This is a genomic window from Comamonas odontotermitis (assembly GCF_014207855.1).
Lineage (GTDB): Bacteria > Pseudomonadota > Gammaproteobacteria > Burkholderiales > Burkholderiaceae_C > Comamonas > Comamonas odontotermitis_A.
Genome location: NZ_JACHKZ010000003.1, coordinates 25,182 through 41,231, shown reverse-complemented (window position 1 = coordinate 41,231; position 16,050 = coordinate 25,182). Strand labels below are relative to the sequence as shown.

The window sequence follows — 16,050 nt, the reverse complement described above, 5'->3', positions numbered from 1 at the left end:
ACATACACCATGCCCCGCTTTGCCGCCAACCTGTCCTTGCTCTACAACGATGTGGATTTTCTGGACCGCTTTGCCGCCGCCGCCCGCGATGGATTCCGGGCCGTGGAGTTTCTCTTTCCGTATGCCTACGCGCCTGCGCAGCTGGCTGCGCTGCTGCAGGCGCATGGCCTGCAGCAGGTGCTGTTCAATGCGCCACCGGGCAACTGGGAGGCAGGTGAGCGCGGCATCGCATGCATTCCGGGGCGCGAGGCGGAGTTTCGCAACGGCATGGCCCAGGCCGTGAAATACGCCCTCACCCTGGGCTGCCCGCGCATCCATGTGATGGCCGGCCTCGTGCCGCAGGGCGCCGATGCATCCACGGTGCGCAACACCTACATCGCCAATGTGCGATACGCCGCAAGGCTGGCAGCGCGACTGGCAGCGCCGCACGGCATCCATATCCTTCTGGAGCCCATCAATGGCCGCGACATGCCCGGCTTCTTTCTGAACCGCCAGGACCAGGCCCACGCGCTGCTGGCCGAAATTGCCGAGCCCAACGTCAAGGTGCAGATGGACCTGTACCACTGCCAGATCGTTGAGGGCGACCTGGCAACAAAGATTCGCCAGTACCTGCCCACAGGCAACATCGCCCACTTCCAGATCGCGGGCGTTCCCGAGCGCCATGAGCCCGATGTGGGGGAGCTCAACTACAGCTACCTGTTCCAGCTGCTGGACAGCCTGGGCTGGGACGGCTGGATTGGCTGCGAATACCGCCCTGCGCGCGGCAACGCGCCGCATGGCACAAGCGACGGCCTGGGTTGGCTAAAGCCATGGCTGCAAGCCGACGTAAACTGAATCAGCCGCCTGCTACCCCAGGCTTTCAGGCTCCAGGCTCTTGACGAGCACGGCCGCCTGGGTGCGGCTGTGGCATTCGAGCTTTTTCAGGATGGCCGTCACATGCACCTTGACGGTGTGCTCGGTCACGCCCATCTCCTGCGCAATCTGCTTGTTGAGCAGGCCGTCAGCCACATAAAGCAATGTTTTGAACTGGTGGGGCGTTAGCTGGGCCAGGCGCATGGCCAGCTCGGCGTCGGCCTCGGAGCGCTCGGCGTGGATCGACGGAAACGCCGTATCCCCGTCGAGCACCGCGCTCAAGGCCTGGGTCAGCGCATCGGCTGGCGCGGATTTGGAGATGAAGCCCGATGCCCCGAACTGCTGCGCGCGGCGAATCACGCGCGGGTGGTCGTTCGACGAGATGACCACCACCGGCAGTTGCGGATGCTCACCGCGCACATGCAACAGCGCCGAAAAGCCGTGGGTGCCCGGCATGGTCAAATCCAGCAGCACCAGCTCGATCTGCGGGTGCTCGGCCAGCGCGGCGCTCAGCGTGCTGGCGCTGGAGGCTTCCAGAACCTCGAACGACGGAAAGCGGCTGCGGATCACCTGCACAACGGCAGCGCGCAGCAGGGGATGGTCGTCGGCAACAAGCAAGGCGGGCTGGGGCATGTGCATAGTCTGCCACGGCTGGCCCGCCCCGCTCAACCCGCCTCGTCAATCCAGCGATATCCTGGCCGCGTCGACGATGGATTTCCAATGCGCCGCATCGCGTTCGAGCACCGGCTTGAACTCCGCAGGCGTCGAGCCGACCGGAATCAGGCCCATGTCCACCAGGCGTTTGTTGACTTCGGGCAATTTCACGATCGCAGCCAGTTCATTGCCCAGCTTGTCCACAATCGGTTGCGGCGTGCTGGCGGGTAAAAAATAGCCAAACCAGCCATTGGCCTCAAAGCCGGGATAGCCAGATTCGCCCATGGTGGGCACCTGGGGCAAGGCGGGGTGGCGTTGTGCGCCAGTGACGGCAATGATGTTGACCTTGTCAGATTTGATGTGCGGGTAGGCCGCTGTGGCGTCGATGAAGGCCGACGCCAGCTGGCCACCCAGCATGGCGGCAGTCTCCGGGCCCGAGCCCTGGTAGGGCACATGCACCATGTCGATACCGGCCTTGAGCTTGAGCTGCTCGCCATGCAGGTGCGACGAGGTGGCGTTGCCGTACGAGCCGTAGTTGAGCTGGCCCGGCTCTGCCTTGGCCTTGGCCACGAACTGCTGCAGGCTGGTGATGCCGGAGCTGCGCGGCACAAACACCAGATCGGCCGATTTGGCGGTTTGCGAGACCGGCGTCAGGTCGCTCAGCCTGTAGGGCACCTTCTTGTACAGCGACGGAATCTGCACCAGCGCCGTGATGCCCAGCAGGACGGTGTAGCCATCGCCCGGCGCCTTGGCCACGATGTCGTTGCCCAGCATGCCGCTCGCACCTGGCTTGTTGTCCACAATCACCGGCTGGCCCCAGCGCTGGCTCAGCTGCGTGCCCATCAGGCGGGCGATGATGTCCGTGCCGCCCCCTGCCGGGTAGGGCACCACCAGCCGGATCGGCTTGCTCGGATAGGCATCGGCCGCGTAGGCGGCAGTGCCCCCGGCGGCCAGCGCCGCCAGCGCGGCAGAGCCCACGATGCTGGCAATACGGCTCAGAATACGGCCCGGGGCCGAACGACGGTGGTGCATGTCTAGTCTCCTGATCAATTTTTTTGGGTGACGGGCCTGCGCAGGCGCGCAATGTCTGAGGGGGCTACAGCCCCCTGGCGATGATTTCCTTCATGATTTCATCGCTGCCGCCGTAGATGCGGCCAATGCGCGCATCCGTCCAGGCGCGGCCCACCTGGTACTCGGTCATGTAGCCGTAGCCGCCGTGCAGCTGCAGAAATTCGTCCAGCAGCCGGTTCTGCAGCGCGGTGGCGTTGAGCTTGACCATGGCGGCGCGCTCGGGCGTGAGCTTGCGCTCCAGGTGCAGCGCGATGCAGTCGTCAACAAAGACGCGCAGCATCGTGGCCTGCGCCTTGGCCTCGGCGAGCTTGAAGCGGGTGTTCTGAAACTCGAACACCGCCTGGCCGAAAGCCTTGCGCTCGCGGGTGTAGTCAATGGTTTTTTGCAGAAAGGCCTCGATGGACATGGCCGCGCGCACGGCCACCACCAGCCGCTCCTGCGCCAGCTCGTGCATCAGGTACCTGAAGCCCTGGTTCTCCTCGCCCAGCAGGTGGTCCACCGGCACGCGCACATTGTCGAAAAACAGCTCGGAGGTGTCCTGCGCCATCAGGCCGATCTTCTCCAGCTTGCGGCCCTTGCTGAAGCCGGGCGTGCCTTCTTCGACGACGATCAGCGACACGCCCTTGGCGCCCAGCTCCGGCGCCGTCTTGCAGACGACGATGACGATCTCGGAGTTGATGCCGTTGGTGATGAAGGTCTTGGCGCCGTTGATGACGTAATGATCACCTTCCCGCTTGGCCGTGGTGCGCACCGATTTCAGGTCGCTGCCCGCACCGGGCTCGGTCATGGCGATGGCGCCGATCAGCTCGCCCGCCGCCATCTTGGGCAGCCAGCGGTCCTTCTGCACCTTGCTGCCGTAGGCATTGATGTAGGGCGCAACAATGTCCGAGTGCAGCGGAAAACCCAGGCCACTGGCGCCGGTGCGCGCAATCTCCTCGATCAGCACGGCTGCATGGCCGAAATCGCCTCCGCTGCCATAGGGCTCGGGCAGCATGGTGTTGAGCAGGCCTTCACGGCCCGCCTTGCGCCACACCTCCTTGGGGACGATGCCGTCGCGCTCCCACTGCGCATGGAAAGGGACGATCTCCTTTTCAAAGAAATGGTGAACCGCGTCGCGGAACTGCTCGTGGTCTTCGCGGAACACGGTGCGCTGGATCAGGTCTTGCATGGTGATGGATAAATCTTTTTTGATTGAAAATGCTTGCCAGCGCACGTCCAGCAAGCGCTGATAGCTATGTTTTTTGCGCCATGGCGCTGCGCACATCGTGGCCCGCATCGGCGGCTTGCCGAAAGCGCTCCTTGAGCACGCGGCGCAGCAGCTTGCCGGTCTCCAACCTGGGCAGGCTGTTCTCGAACACGAGGCGCTGCGGCCATTTCACCTTCGACAGCTGGCCCGCGGCCTGCGCCACAATCGCACCTGCCGTCTCGGCACTCGCCGCGAACCCGGGCTTGAGCACCACCACAGCCATCGGCTGCTCGCCGAAATCCTCGTGCGGCACGCCAACCACGGCCACTTCATCCACAGCTTCGTGCCGGGCGAGCGCGGTCTCGATTTCCTGTGGATAAATATTGACGCCGCCCGACAGGATCAGATCGGCGCGCCGGTCGCTCAGGAACAGAAAGCCCTCGGCATCCACGTAGCCGATATCGCCATAGGTGGCCCAGCCGCGCTCGTTGATGGCCTCGCGCGTCTTGGCCTCGTCGTTCAGGTACTGAAAAGGGCTGCCACCCGAGAAGTACACCCGCCCCACCTCGCCCACGCCCAGCTCCTGCCCGTCGTCACCCACGATGTGCAGCTGCCCGGTGATGGCGCGGCCCACCGAGCCCGGCCGGGCACGCCATTCCTCGGAGGTGATCAAGGTGGTGCCGCAGCCTTCGGAGCCAGCGTAGTACTCCAGCAGAATGTCGCCCCACCAGTCCAGAATGGCCTGCTTGACCGGCACCGGGCAGGGCGCCGCAGCATGGATGGCCACCCGGTGGCTGTCCAGCCGGTAGCGGGTCTTGATGGCATCAGGCAGCTTGAGCATGCGCCCCAGCATGGTGGGCACCCACTGGCTGTGCGTGACCTGGTAGCGCTCGATCAGCGCCAGCGCCTCCTGCGGGTCAAAACGCCCCATGATGACGGCAGCGCCGCCCACATCGAGCGTGCGCAGGCTGTAGCGCAGGGGCGCCGCATGGTAGAGCGGCGCGGGCGACAGATAGACCGCGCTGCTGTCAAAGCGCATGTTGCGCATCCACGCGGCCACTTCCGGGTCTGCCTGGCTGCGGTACTGCGCGCCCAGCAGCGGCTTTTTGATGCCCTTGGGCTTGCCCGTGGTGCCGCTGGAATACAGCAGATCGCGCCCGAGCGGTCGGCCGCTCAGGTCGATGGGCGCCGCGTTGGCCGCCTCCACGGCGCTGGCAAGCGCGGCCACGCCAGGGGTGTCTTCATCGACCGAATAGGCCACAACACCCAGCTCCTGCACCGCCTGCTGCGCGTTGGGCCAGGTCTTGCCAGACACAAGCAGCATCTGCGCCCCGCTGTCCTGAATGATGTAGGCCACCTCAGCGGGCGTGAGGTGCGTGCTGATGACGGCGGCGTACAGGCCCGCCTCGCGTGCAGCCAGCACCAGCTCGACGATCTCGCGCCGGTTCTCCAGCAACACGGCCACCGTGTCCTGCGCCTGCAGGCCCTGCGCGGCAAACCACTGCGCCAGGCGCCGCGCGCCGCGGGCAATGTCGCCAGCCGTATGGCGCTGGCCGCTGTCGGCCTGCGTCAGAACCACCCGCTCAGGCCGTGCATCGGCCCAGCTGAAAAAATGGTGCATATCCCTTGTCTCCGCGTATCACAAGCGATCGGAATGCGCAATCACCTGCGTTACAGATCGAATTTATTTCGAATCCGTTGTCTCACATTATTTATTTCCACGCACAGTATTCAGCAGTTTCACGCAAATCCAGCGCGGGTAAACACCAGTACATCTTCACTTTTATGAAACCTATTATTTAAATAATGATCCTCAAGTCTCATTAATCAAATGAACATTCCAGTCATCGTTGATGCCATCCGCAGCCCCATGGCAAGGGCCAAACCCGACGGCGCGCTGGCCGAGCTGCACCCGGTCGATCTACTCTCGCAGGTGCTGCAGCAGCTGATGGGCCGCAATGCCGCGCTGGACCCCGGTCAGGTCGATGATGTGATCTGCGGCTGCGTAAGCCAGGCGGGCGAGCAGGCGGGCACGCCCGGGCGCCTGGCCTGGCTGGCGGCGGGCCTGCCAACGCATGTACCCTCCACCACCATTGACCGCAAATGCGGCTCCAGCCAGCAGGCGGTGCACTTTGCGGCGCAGGCCATCATGTCGGGCACGCAGGACATCGTGATCGCCTGCGGCGTGGAATCGATGAGCCGCGTACCCATGGGCAGCTCGCGCATGGGCAAGAACACGACCGGCGCGCGGTTTGACGCGCGTTATGCACCCGGCCTGGTGGGCCAGGGCGTGTCTGCCGATCTGGTGGCGGCCAAATGGGGCCTCTCCCGCGCCGATCTGGACACCTACGCCGCGCGCTCGCACCAGCGCGCCCACGCGGCGCAAACCAGCGGCGGCTTTGCGCGCGAGATCGTCGGCATCACCACGCCTGCGGGCCTGGTGACTGCCGACGAAACCATCCGCGCCAGCACGACGGCGGAAAAGCTCGCCGGGCTCAAGGCCGTGTTCGAGAACGAGGAGCTCTCGGCACGCTTTCCGCAGATCCAGTGGTCCACCACGGCAGGCAATGCCTCGCAGATGACCGATGGCGCCAGCGCCATGCTGATCATGAGCGAGCAGCGCGCCCTGCAGCTGGGCTTGAAGCCCCGCGCCCGCTTTGTCGCCTTTGACGTGGTGGGCGACGACCCGCTACTGATGCTGACCGCGCCCATTCCCGCCACGCAGCGCGTGCTGGCCAAGGCCGGGATGAAACTGCAAGACATTCACCACTACGAAATCAACGAGGCCTTCGCCTCGGTGCCCCTGGCCTGGCAGAAGGAGCTGGGCGCCGATGGCGAGCGCCTCAACCCGCGTGGCGGCGCGATTGCACTGGGCCACCCGCTGGGCGCATCGGGCATCCGCCTCATGACGACGATGCTGCACGCGCTGGAAGACAGCGGCCAGCGCTACGGCCTGCAGTCGATGTGCGAGGCAGGCGGGATGGCCAATGCAACAGTGATTGAAATCACCCCCTAAGGCGCTGCGCGCCTTCCCCCTCTCTCTACGCGCTGCGCGCTACGGGAGGTGGACGACACCCTCGGTGCGGGGCGGCCCTTCCTCGGTGTCCGCATCTGGGCCGTGCGCGAATTAAGGCTGCGTACTGAACACTGAAAAAAGGATTTTTGAGATGCAATTGCAAAAAGGAATGACGGCCCTGGTGACGGGCGGCGTGTCGGGCCTGGGCGAGGCCAGCGCGGTGGCGCTGCTGGCGCGCGGGCTGAATGTGGTCGCCGTGGACCTGAACGAAGAGCGCGGCGCGGCGATGCAAAAGCAGTACGGCGGCCAGCTCCAGTTCGTCAAGGCCGACGTGGCCGATGGCGAGCAGATGCAGCAGGCCGTGGCAGCGGCCGAGGCGTTTGGCGAGTTTCGCGCACTGGTGCACTGCGCAGGCATTGGTGGCCCGGTGCGCCTGATCGAGAAAGACGGCAGCGCCGGATCGCTGGAAAAATACACCAACATCATCCGCATCAACCAGATCGGCACCTTCAACACCCTGCGCCTGTCGGCCGTGGCCATGGCGAAGAACGAGCCCATCGAGGGCGAGCGCGGTGCCTGCGTGCTGACAGCATCGGTCGCGGGCTACGAAGGCCAGATCGGCCAGATACCGTACGCATCGTCCAAGGCGGGCGTGATCGGCATGACCATCGTGGCCGCGCGCGATCTGGCTTCCAAGATGATCCGCGTCTGCACCATTGCGCCCGGCCTGTTCGATACGCCCATCCTCGCCAAGCTGCCCGAAAACGTGCGCCAGTCGCTTGCCGCATCGGTGCCCAACCCTGCACGCCTGGGCCGCCCGAACGAATACGCGCTCACGGCGCTGCACATTCTGGAGAACCCCATGCTCAACGGCGAAACCATTCGCCTCGATGGCGCCATCCGCATGCAGCCGCGCTGATTGCCCGCGCAGCCTCCGCCAACGGCGCCGCGCCGGGCTGCGTCCGGCTCTCCTTCGAATTTCGAAAGGCATTCCATGACATCTCCCCTGTTGGTTGAAGTGCGCGGCAACGTGCAGATCATGACCCTGAACCGCCCCGAGGCGCGCAATGCCGCCACGCTGGAAATGTCCGAGGCCATGGTGGCAGCGCTGGATGCGCTCGATGCCAACCCGGCGCTGTCGGTCGGCATCATCACTGGCGCCGGAGGCAGCTTTTGCGCAGGCATGGATCTCAAAGGCTTTCTGCAGGGCAAGCGCCCCAGCGTGCCGGGGCGCGGCTTTTGCGGCGTCACCATGCGCCCGCCCAGAAAACCCCTGATCGCCGCCGTCGAAGGCTATGCGCTTGCTGGCGGTTTTGAGGTGGTGCTTGCCTGCGACCTGATCGTTGCGGCGCGCAACGCCCAGTTTGGCTTGCCCGAGGTCAAGCGCGGTCTCGCCGCCACGGCTGGCGGCCTCATGCGGCTGCCCAAGCGCCTGCCCTACCACGTGGCGATGGAATGCATTCTGACCGGCGACATGCTCGGCGCCGAGCGCGCGGCGCAGCTGGGACTCGTCAACCGGCTGACGGAGGTGGGCGGCGCGCTCGATGCCGCACTGCAGCTGGCCGCCGCCGTGGCGGCCAACGGGCCGCTGTCCTTGATCGCCAGCAAGCAGGTGGCGAACGAATCGGCCGAATGGCGCCGCGATGAGATGTGGGAGCGGCAAGCCGTCATCACCACGCCGGTCTTTGAATCGCAGGACGCGCGCGAAGGCGCCGCAGCGTTTGCCGAAAAACGCAAACCGGTGTGGAAAGGCCTGTAGACATATCAACCAAACGGGCCGCCAGCGCACCAGCAGCTTGCGCATCAACTCTCAAAAGAAGAGCAAGCCCGGCACACAATCCCAAGGAGACAACCGCATGACCCGCGCCTCTATTCCCCGCCGCAACGCACTTGCCACCCTGGCGGCCAGCGCGCTGGCCCTGGGCACGGCGGCCTTCAGCCTGCCCGCCCTGGCAGATGGCAACTGGCCCTCGCGCACCATCACCCTCGTCATTCCCGGCGCTGCGGGTGGCTCCACCGACATACCTGCGCGCATGCTGGCGCAAAAGCTGGGCGAGCGGCTGGGCCAGCCGGTGATCGTGGACAACAAACCCGGCGCAGGCGGCAGCCTGGGCACGGGATTCGTGGCGCGCGCCCAGCCCGATGGCTATACCGTGCTGGTGGGCAATACGGGCAGCAACGCCATCAACTACACGGCCTACAAGAAGCTCAGCTACAAACCCGGCGATTTCGTGGCGCTGACGGACATGATCTATTTCTCGAACGTGCTGGTCGTGCCCGCCAAATCGCCCATCCAAACCCTGCCCGATCTGATTGCGGCAGCCAAGAAGGAGCCCGGCAAGCTCTCGTTCTCGTCTGCCGGCATGGGCCAGACCACGCATCTGATGGGCGAGCTGTTCAAGGAACGCACCGGCACCGATGTGGTACACGTGCCCTACAAGGGCTCGGCCCCCGGCACCATGGCCATCGTCACGGGCGAGACCCAGTTCATGTTCGACAACATGACCGCATCGCTCGCCCACATCAAGGATGGCAAGCTGCGCCCGCTGGCCGTGACCGGCGACCAGCGCGAGCCCGAACTGCCCGATGTGCCCACCATGACCGAGCTGGGCATGAAGGATTTCAACAAGGTTGGCTGGATGGGCTTTTTCGTGCCCGCCAAGACGCCACCCGATGTCGTCAAGAAGCTCACCGACAACCTGCAGGCCGTGCTGCACGACCCCGACATCCAGAAGCGCTACCGCGACCTGGGCGGCAACCCCGGCGGCAAGCCGCAGGCCGATTTTTCCAAGCAGGTGGCAGACGACCAGAAGACCTGGGGCGAGCTGATTCTGAGCCAGAAGCTGCAGCTCGACTGATTCCATTTCTCCATCATCCGTCGCGCACTCGAACGATTGAGCAGCGAAACGAAACCACCCTACATGACAAATCCACCCTTCTCCTTCTCCGGGCAGCATGTTTTCGTCGCAGGCGGCACCAGCGGCATCAACCTGGGCATTGCCCAGGCCTTTGCCCGCGCGGGCGCCCGGGTGAGCGTGATGAGCCGCTCCCCCGACAAGGTGCAGCAGGCAGAGGCCAGCCTGCAGGCGCTGGGCGCGCAGGCCCTGGGCATCAGCGCCGATGTGCGCGACGCCGCCGCCGTGCAGGCCGCGCTCACCCAGGCGCATGCGCAGTTCGGGCCCATCGATGTGCTGGTATCGGGCGCAGCAGGCAACTTCATTGCCCCGGCCAAGGATCTGTCGGCCAACGGCTTCAAGACGGTGGTCGATATCGATCTGAACGGCACCTTTCACGTGCTGCGCATGGCCTACCCGCTGCTGCGCAAACCCGGTGCCAGTGTCATCAGCATCTCGGCGCCCCAGGGCGTCAACCCCACCATGTACCAGGTGCATGCCTGCGCCGCCAAGGCCGGTATCGACATGATGACCCGCGTGCTGGCGCTGGAATGGGGCGAGGTGGGCGTGCGCGTCAACGCCATCTCCCCCGGCCCGATTGCCGATACCGAGGGCATGCGGCGCCTTGCGCCCTCGCCCGAAGCCCTGCAGCGCGCCACAGACACCGTGCCGCTGCAGCGCATGGGCAGCCTGGACGACGTGGCCCACATGGCGCTGTTCCTCTCGTCGCCGCTCGCCAGCTATGTGACGGGTGCGATCATTCCTGTGGACGGCGGTGCCGCACTGCGCGGCGGGCGCGACATGCGAGCCTCCTACGTGCCGCGCGCCGAAGCGTAACCGTCCATACAAAAATAGCTGCTGGCTTTTTATACAAAAGCGCCAGCAGCTATCAGAAACGGAGCAGTCTACAACCTACGGCAAGTCCTTGGACGGATCGGGCTCGCCTTCCGCGCGCGGCCCCACGGTGCCCAGGCGCGCACGCAGCGACTGCGGCTGGCCGGTAAGGATGGCCGCGTAGCTGGTGGTGTTGGAGAGCACTTTCTTCACGTAATCGCGCGTTTCGGAAAAGGGCACGTTCTCGGCCCAGATCGCGCCGTCCAGCACCGGGCCGTTGCGCCAGTTGCGCGGACGGCCGGGGCCTGCGTTGTAGCCCGCAGCCGCCATGGCCATCGAGCCGTCGAAATCATCGAGCGCCAGCTTCAGGTACGCCGTGCCCAGGGCGATATTGGTGTCGCGGTCGTTGATGCTCCCAGGGGTGAAATCGGTCATGCCGATCTTGCGTGCCGTCCAGCGGGCCGTGGCAGGCATGATCTGCATCAAGCCGGAGGCACCCACGCCCGAGCGCGCATCCATGATGAAGCGGCTCTCCTGCCGGATCAGGCCATAGACGTAGGCGGGATCGAGCCCGATCGCGCGCGAGCGGCTGACGACGGCGTCCTTGAAAGGCATGGGAAAGCGTTGGCCCACGTCAACCACCGACTTGGTGCGTTCGCTGGTGTTGATACAGCGGTCCCAGATCTGGCGCTGGCAGGCCAGCTCGGCGGCGGCGAGCAGTTCCTTGTCGCCCATGCCACCGTTTTCGTGCAGGTTGGTGGTGTAGTTCCACTCGCGCACGCCTTCGCTGCGCAGCCCCAGCTGAATGGCGTAGAGCGCGCGGGCGAGCCCCGGGTTGCTGCGCACCGCCTGGCGGGCAGGCTCGTCAATCGCCACCGGCGCGGCATTCACGCTGATCTTCTGGCCCAGGTCTTCCTGCGCCAGCTGCTCGTAAAAGCCTTGCGGGCCGGCAATGGTCTGCAGCAGCTCGCGTGCCTCGGTTGCCTGCGTATCGCTCACCTTGCCCGCCTGCAGCGCCTTGGCGCGCCAGTACACCCAGGTCGGGTCGCGCTGCTCTTCCCCGCTCATGGCTTCGATGCTCTTGCGCACCTGCTGCCACTGGCCAGCACGCAGCGCGGCGCGGGCCTTCCAGCTGAGCATGTCGTCATTGAGATGGCTGTCCTTGCCCACCTTGGCAAAGCTGGCCAGCGCATCGGGCGACAGGCGCGTGGCCTGGGTCTTGCCGATCACGCCCCAGATCCAGTCGCGCTTGTCCTGGCTCAGCAGCTCGCCCCAGCGGCTGTCCATCAGGTTGGCAGCGCCCTCGGGGTTGTCTGCCGCCATCTTGATGAGTGCCAAGGTGGCCAGCTCCTGCTGCTCCTTGGTCTGCAGCTTGGCCTTGGTAGCCAGGTATTTGGCGGGCGACTGCAGCATGGTGGAGAAGGTCTGCAACTGCACAGGCGCGGCAATCTCCACCGCAGCGCGCGCGGCGCGGGTGCGCCCGGTCTCCATGGCCAGGCGCGCGCGACGCCAGATGTCATCGGCCTGCAGCTTGCCTGCCGAATACATCTCGGAGGCGGCCAGGTTGCAGCCGTCTTCGGAATCGCGCTGCGCGTACCAGTTCGCCTTGACGGACTCGCCCAGCTGCTCGGTTTTTTTGCCCTTGGCCAGATCGATCACCGCCGCATAGCAGCGCAGCTCGCGGTCGTCGCCCATGCGGAAGGCCGGGTACAGCGCGTCGAAATTGCCCCAGTCGCGGCGCTGGCCCAGCAGGCGCAGCCAGTCGTTGCGCAGGCGGTCTTCCTGGTAGGTGCCAGCCCAGCGGGTGAGAAAGGCCTGCACCTCGTCCTGCGTGGCTTCCTGCAGGCGTGCGCGCAACTCCCAATAGGCGGCCCAGGGCTCCAGCACGTGGCCGCGTGTCGATGGCAGCAGCTGACTCAACTTGGTTTTGTCGCGTTTGCGGAAGGCCTGCTGCATATCAACAATCACATCGTCGCTCGCCATCTGGGAGGCCGTCTGCAGCGCAGCCTGTGCGGGCGGCGGTTGCACCTGCGTTGCGCCTTGCAGGATGGTTTGGGCAGACAACGGCAACGCACCGGCTGCCAACAGGGCCGCCATCAGCGGCGTGAACAGAACTTTCCAACGCATGGGCTCGAACTCTCGCAAGAAGGCGGCGCCAGCACTGGCCGGTAAATGGAAAACAGGCGCCGCGAAAGAATCACAAAATCATACACATCCGGGCTGGCCCGCAAAAGCGCAGGGGCCGCAGTTTTGGGGGCTTGCAGGCATTCAGAGCCGCCAAAACAACCCAGCAAATCTTAGATTTGCGGTTGAGACGAGGAGCCGGGCCGCGCCAGGCCGGGCCGCGTCAGGCCGGGCCACGTCAGGCGAAGCCGCAGCCACTACAGACGTACGACAAGGCTGGGCGCCCCCGGCTGGGCGCCCCCGACGAAGCAACGACGTATCAAGGGTTGTGTTGGCGGCTCTTACAAGCGCTTACCTCGATAGCCAACATGCATCAAGCAGACTGGTGTTTTTACTAGCTCGTTTTTCCTGGCGCGGGGCTGCCAGGTGTCAGAATGGAACGACCGCGAGAGTTTTTGGAGGGTTCCCCGCGATGGATAAAAAAGCCGTGCGTCAGGCGCTGATCGAAAAACGCCTGAATATGCCCAACCGCCTGGAGCGCGCCGAGCAGCTGCAGCAGGTGCTGCGTTTCTGGCTCACCGAGCGCGAAGACACCGTCATTGGTGCGTACTGGCCGATCAAGGGCGAGTTCGACCCGCTGCCCGCCCTGCACCGCTGGAAGGAAGACGGCGCGTTGATGGACGAGCCGCTGCTGCGCCGCATTGGCCTGCCCGTGGTCAACAAGCAGCACAAGACGCTCACCTTCCATGCCTGGTACCCGGGCTGCCCGATGGAGCTGGACGCCTACGACATTCCCAAGCCGCAGAACACCGAGCTGGTCGTGCCAACCTTGCTGTTCGTGCCCTGCGTGGGCTACGGGCCGGGCGGCTACCGCCTGGGTTACGGCGGCGGTTTTTACGACCGCACCCTGGCGGCGCTGGAGCCGCGGCCGTTCACCGTGGGCCTGGGCTTTACCGATGGCTTTGTCGACGATTTCGAGCCCGAGCCGCACGATCTGCCGCTCGACGCGATCCTGAACGACAATGGCGTCGTCTGGCCAGTGTGAGCTTCTGCGCCATGCATTGAAAATACCATAGCAGCCAACGCCCACCCTCGGTGCACTCTGGCTGCTTTTTGGGGAAAAGCCATACCTGCAGGAGCCTGGCTGCTCCTGCAGGCGCTTGCAAATTTAATTTCAAACAATATAATTACAAATGAAATTAAATTCACAACATCCCCATGAGCTTCGATTCCCGACTTGAGCGCATTCTGGCTGGCAAGCCGCAATCCTTGATAGACGCGGTCGCGTCCACCCGGCTCCTGAAGCACGCCGCAGCCCTGCTTGAGCAGCGCATGGACGCCGCACTGGCGCCGCTGGGTCTGCACATGCGCGAATACCTGGCGCTGTACCTCCTCTCGGACAGTGTGCACGAGCCCATCAGCCCCTCCACCCTCAGCATATCGCTGGACGCCACGCGCACCCAGGTCACCCGCCTGCTCGACAGCCTGGAAGCCAAGGCGCTGGCCGTGCGCACCGCCGACACGCAGGACCGCCGCGCGCTGCAGCTGGCGCTGACCGAACGCGGCACCCATCTGCTGGAGCAAGCCATACCGCTGGTGCAGGCCGTGCATCTGCAGACCTGGGCCGTGCTGGGCGAGGAAGGCACGGGTGCCATGCGCCAGCAATTGCGCAAGGTGCTCGCCGGCCTGGAAACCGGCATTGCCGATGATGCCCAGAAGAAAAAAGCCGCCAGCGCCCGATCCGCGCGCGCCAGCAAATCAAAAAAACTAGCACGCACCGACGATCCGGCAGCGCCATGACCGCCGGCCGCGGGCATGTCCGGGCACGCTGGATGCACCGGGCCGATGGAAGAGATTGGAGACCCTGGCGGCGTTGGGAAAAGCAGCGGCTGCTGATGCTGCTGCTTGGCGGCCTGGTGGGCATGGAGTTTCTCGAAAACGGCATGTTCGTCTTCGGCTCCAGCCACATTCTGGGCGGCATCGGCGCCGCGCCGCGCGAGTTTGCCCAGGTACAGGCCGCCTACGCCGTGGGCAGCATGCTGATGATTGCGCTGCAGCAGTGGCTCTCGCGCCACTTCGGCTACCGCAACTACCTGCTGCTGGCGCTGTTGCTGTTCGGCCTGGGCGATGTGGCCTCGGCCAGCGCCAATTCGCTGGCGCAGATCACCACCGCGCGCCTGGTGCAGGGCATGGGCGGCGGAGCCTTCTTCATCAGCACGCGGGTGCTGATTCCGATGATGTTTGGCGTGCAGCAACGCCCGCAGGCCACGCGCGTCTACATGCTGATGATCTTTGCCGTGGGTGCCATAGCACCGCTGGGCGCCGCCTGGCTGGTCGACAACTGGGGCTGGCGCTGGGTGTTCTGGAGCGTGCTGCCACTATCAACGCTGATGGCGCTGGGCGTATACGGCCTGCTGCCCGCCGCCCTGGGCAAAAGCGAGCGGCCCGTGCGCTGGAGCATCACGCCGCTCCTGCTCTTTGTACTGGCCATCGGCTGTGTGCAGTGGAGCTTTTCGGAGGCGCGCTACGCCCTGTTCGACCGCCCCGAGCACCTGGCGCTGCTGGTACTCGCCGGCGTGCTGCTGCTGGGCCTGTTCGGTCTGCACCAGTGGCGGCACGACGAGCCGCTTTTGCACCTGCGCGACCTCACCAGCCCCGGCTTTCTGGCGGGCCTAGCGCTCTACGCGGTGTACTACTTCGTCGTCAACTTCAGCAACTACCTGTTTCCCCAGTATGCCGAGCGGGGCCTGGGCATTCCGCTGCTCACCACCGGCTGGCTCAACAGCTTCTCGGCGCTCACCAGCCTGGTGGTAGCGGTGGTCTACATCCGCTACAGCGCCGCCATTGCCAACAAGCGCGCATTGATGATGGCCGGGTGCCTGACCATGGCCGCCGCCGCGTGGTGGATGAGCCGCCTGCCGCCGGATGCGCCCGCCGCCGCGCTGTATGGCGCCCTCGCCATCAAGGGCTGCTTTGGCGTGCTGATGGTGCTGCCCGTGGCGGCGCTCACCTGGCGCGCGCTCGACGCCCGGCACTTTGCCAAGGGTTACCAGAGCAAGAACATCCTGCGCCAGATGACCGCCTCGCTGGCATCGGCCATGGCCGCTGTTGCGCTGCAGGACAGCAAGTTTGCCCAGTACTCCGACCTTGCCAGCCGCATCACGCCCGGCAACAGCACGGCGCAGCAGTGGCTGGACACCACGGCCAGCACCCTGCAGCACCACGGCATGGTGGCCCAGCAGGCCCGCCACGCAGCGCTGGAGATGCTGGCGCAGATGGTGGATCACCAGGCCTTCTTCATGGCCTGCCAGCAGCTGTACCAGTGGCTGGCGGTGGTCGCGGCCGTCACGGCCGCTCTCGTCGTGGTGCAGCGGAAGTTGCGTTGAAGGGCGGCTGCGGTATAGGCGGCTGCGGTATAA

At 65.3% G+C, this 16,050-nt stretch carries 14 protein-coding genes; 9 read left to right on the top strand and 5 right to left on the bottom strand.

All coding sequences use genetic code 11. The annotated features are described in order from the left end of the window. Positions 1 to 9: 9 nt before the first annotated feature. Entirely contained in the window at positions 10 to 834 is an 825-nt protein-coding gene (gene otnI / locus HNP33_RS03455; protein ID WP_184705328.1) for a 2-oxo-tetronate isomerase, read from the top strand. A gap of 12 nt (positions 835 to 846) precedes the next feature. On the opposite strand, the gene HNP33_RS03450 is transcribed toward otnI, so the two are convergent. From HNP33_RS03450 to HNP33_RS03435, 4 genes are all read right to left on the bottom strand, one after another. Beyond that, positions 847 to 1,485 (bottom strand): response regulator, encoded by a 639-nt coding sequence (locus tag HNP33_RS03450; protein WP_184705326.1) that lies wholly within the window; start codon positions 1,483 to 1,485, stop codon positions 847 to 849. Positions 1,486 to 1,530: 45 nt separating this feature from the next. Then, a complete protein-coding gene (locus HNP33_RS03445; RefSeq protein ID WP_184705324.1) occupies positions 1,531 to 2,538 on the bottom strand; it encodes a tripartite tricarboxylate transporter substrate binding protein in 1,008 nt (335 codons plus the stop codon). A 64-nt stretch (positions 2,539 to 2,602) separates the two neighbouring features. After that, a complete protein-coding gene (locus HNP33_RS03440; RefSeq protein ID WP_184705323.1) occupies positions 2,603 to 3,745 on the bottom strand; it encodes an acyl-CoA dehydrogenase family protein in 1,143 nt (380 codons plus the stop codon). A gap of 64 nt (positions 3,746 to 3,809) precedes the next feature. Further along, positions 3,810 to 5,384, bottom strand: a complete 1,575-nt coding sequence (locus HNP33_RS03435) for an AMP-binding protein (RefSeq protein WP_184705321.1) — start codon at positions 5,382 to 5,384, stop codon at positions 3,810 to 3,812. Between the two features lie 210 nt (positions 5,385 to 5,594). Between HNP33_RS03435 and HNP33_RS03430 the strand changes: the two genes are divergently transcribed. From HNP33_RS03430 to HNP33_RS03410, 5 genes are all read left to right on the top strand, one after another. Beyond that, positions 5,595 to 6,779, top strand: a complete 1,185-nt coding sequence (locus HNP33_RS03430; protein ID WP_184705319.1) for a thiolase family protein — start codon at positions 5,595 to 5,597, stop codon at positions 6,777 to 6,779. 151 nt (positions 6,780 to 6,930) lie between these two features. Beyond that, positions 6,931 to 7,698, top strand: coding sequence for an SDR family NAD(P)-dependent oxidoreductase (locus tag HNP33_RS03425; protein ID WP_184705317.1), 768 nt, complete (start codon positions 6,931 to 6,933; stop codon positions 7,696 to 7,698). Between the two features lie 75 nt (positions 7,699 to 7,773). After that, complete coding sequence (locus HNP33_RS03420) at positions 7,774 to 8,538, top strand: crotonase/enoyl-CoA hydratase family protein (protein WP_184705315.1); 765 nt, start codon at positions 7,774 to 7,776, stop codon at positions 8,536 to 8,538. Between the two features lie 97 nt (positions 8,539 to 8,635). Then, the gene (locus HNP33_RS03415; protein WP_184705313.1) at positions 8,636 to 9,637 is read left to right on the top strand and encodes a Bug family tripartite tricarboxylate transporter substrate binding protein; all 1,002 of its coding nucleotides are present in this window, start codon (positions 8,636 to 8,638) and stop codon (positions 9,635 to 9,637) included. A 63-nt stretch (positions 9,638 to 9,700) separates the two neighbouring features. Further along, positions 9,701 to 10,510 (top strand): SDR family oxidoreductase, encoded by an 810-nt coding sequence (locus HNP33_RS03410; RefSeq protein WP_184705311.1) that lies wholly within the window; start codon positions 9,701 to 9,703, stop codon positions 10,508 to 10,510. A 75-nt stretch (positions 10,511 to 10,585) separates the two neighbouring features. Here the strand turns inward: HNP33_RS03410 and HNP33_RS03405 are convergent, their stop codons facing one another. Next, entirely contained in the window at positions 10,586 to 12,634 is a 2,049-nt protein-coding gene (locus HNP33_RS03405) for a lytic transglycosylase domain-containing protein (protein WP_184705309.1), read from the bottom strand. A gap of 469 nt (positions 12,635 to 13,103) precedes the next feature. Between HNP33_RS03405 and HNP33_RS03400 the strand changes: the two genes are divergently transcribed. From HNP33_RS03400 to HNP33_RS03390, 3 genes are all read left to right on the top strand, one after another. Further along, positions 13,104 to 13,676 (top strand): 5-formyltetrahydrofolate cyclo-ligase, encoded by a 573-nt coding sequence (locus HNP33_RS03400; protein WP_184705307.1) that lies wholly within the window; start codon positions 13,104 to 13,106, stop codon positions 13,674 to 13,676. A gap of 173 nt (positions 13,677 to 13,849) precedes the next feature. Further along, the gene (locus HNP33_RS03395; RefSeq protein ID WP_184705305.1) at positions 13,850 to 14,431 is read left to right on the top strand and encodes a MarR family winged helix-turn-helix transcriptional regulator; all 582 of its coding nucleotides are present in this window, start codon (positions 13,850 to 13,852) and stop codon (positions 14,429 to 14,431) included. Then, positions 14,428 to 16,017 carry an MFS transporter gene (locus tag HNP33_RS03390; RefSeq protein WP_233464338.1) on the top strand — a complete coding sequence of 530 codons (1,590 nt, stop codon included), beginning with the start codon at positions 14,428 to 14,430 and terminating at the stop codon, positions 16,015 to 16,017. The genes HNP33_RS03395 and HNP33_RS03390 overlap by 4 nt, the downstream gene beginning before the upstream one ends. Positions 16,018 to 16,050: the final 33 nt, after the last annotated feature.

What these genes read in the sequence shown, in the direction of transcription:
- otnI (WP_184705328.1), top strand. Translation starts at nt 10, where the DNA reads ATGCCCCGCTTTGCCGCCAACCTGTCCTTGCTCTACAACGATGTGGAT.
- HNP33_RS03450 (WP_184705326.1), bottom strand. Translation starts at nt 1,485, where the DNA reads ATGCCCCAGCCCGCCTTGCTTGTTGCCGACGACCATCCCCTGCTGCGC.
- HNP33_RS03445 (WP_184705324.1), bottom strand. Translation starts at nt 2,538, where the DNA reads ATGCACCACCGTCGTTCGGCCCCGGGCCGTATTCTGAGCCGTATTGCC.
- HNP33_RS03440 (WP_184705323.1), bottom strand. Translation starts at nt 3,745, where the DNA reads ATGCAAGACCTGATCCAGCGCACCGTGTTCCGCGAAGACCACGAGCAG.
- HNP33_RS03435 (WP_184705321.1), bottom strand. Translation starts at nt 5,384, where the DNA reads ATGCACCATTTTTTCAGCTGGGCCGATGCACGGCCTGAGCGGGTGGTT.
- HNP33_RS03430 (WP_184705319.1), top strand. Translation starts at nt 5,595, where the DNA reads ATGAACATTCCAGTCATCGTTGATGCCATCCGCAGCCCCATGGCAAGG.
- HNP33_RS03425 (WP_184705317.1), top strand. Translation starts at nt 6,931, where the DNA reads ATGCAATTGCAAAAAGGAATGACGGCCCTGGTGACGGGCGGCGTGTCG.
- HNP33_RS03420 (WP_184705315.1), top strand. Translation starts at nt 7,774, where the DNA reads ATGACATCTCCCCTGTTGGTTGAAGTGCGCGGCAACGTGCAGATCATG.
- HNP33_RS03415 (WP_184705313.1), top strand. Translation starts at nt 8,636, where the DNA reads ATGACCCGCGCCTCTATTCCCCGCCGCAACGCACTTGCCACCCTGGCG.
- HNP33_RS03410 (WP_184705311.1), top strand. Translation starts at nt 9,701, where the DNA reads ATGACAAATCCACCCTTCTCCTTCTCCGGGCAGCATGTTTTCGTCGCA.
- HNP33_RS03405 (WP_184705309.1), bottom strand. Translation starts at nt 12,634, where the DNA reads ATGCGTTGGAAAGTTCTGTTCACGCCGCTGATGGCGGCCCTGTTGGCA.
- HNP33_RS03400 (WP_184705307.1), top strand. Translation starts at nt 13,104, where the DNA reads ATGGATAAAAAAGCCGTGCGTCAGGCGCTGATCGAAAAACGCCTGAAT.
- HNP33_RS03395 (WP_184705305.1), top strand. Translation starts at nt 13,850, where the DNA reads ATGAGCTTCGATTCCCGACTTGAGCGCATTCTGGCTGGCAAGCCGCAA.
- HNP33_RS03390 (WP_233464338.1), top strand. Translation starts at nt 14,428, where the DNA reads ATGACCGCCGGCCGCGGGCATGTCCGGGCACGCTGGATGCACCGGGCC.